This is a genomic window from Vibrio genomosp. F10 str. 9ZD137 (assembly GCF_049974785.1).
Lineage (GTDB): Bacteria > Pseudomonadota > Gammaproteobacteria > Enterobacterales > Vibrionaceae > Vibrio.
In genome coordinates this window covers 1-518 of record NZ_JBNGCJ010001005.1, presented here as the reverse complement: position 1 = coordinate 518, position 518 = coordinate 1, and the positions used below count along the sequence as shown (strand labels likewise).

The 518-nt window shown below is 48.1% G+C and carries 1 protein-coding gene; it reads right to left on the bottom strand.

The genetic code is table 11. The annotated features are described in order from the left end of the window. The coding region (locus ACP45E_RS21535) for an alanine:cation symporter family protein (protein ID WP_141707479.1) at positions 1-518 on the bottom strand (518 nt) is incomplete at both ends.

Below are 518 nucleotides of genomic sequence, written 5' to 3'. Positions count from 1 at the left end.
AGCGATACCAGATTGAATTGCCAGCATAATGCTTGCGCCTAAGAAACCACCTGTAGCCGCTGAAGAGGTAAAAGCGGACACAAAAACCAAAGCGACAGCGTCATAAAGCTTGTCTATATTGAGAAGGATAACACTGGCACAGGTAACCACGTAGAACACCGCCATGACAGGCACAACTTTACCCGCCACTTTAGCGATCGATTGAATTCCACCGAGTGTCACGCCTGCCACCAATAGAGTTAAGATTGGGGCTGAAATTTCACGAGTAACGCCAAATGAAATCTCGCTAGCATCGAGTATGGCGTTCACTTGCGGAAAAGTACCAATACCAAAGCAGGCGACTCCGAGCGCAGAAATCGCAAACATCACCGCGAGTGCTTTAGAGCCTACACCGTATTGAAGGTAGTACATTGGCCCACCGATCATTTGGCCGTTGTCATCCACTTTACGGTATTTTACAGCGAGTAAACATTCCGCATATTTGGTTGCCATACCAAATACGGCCGCTAGCCACATCC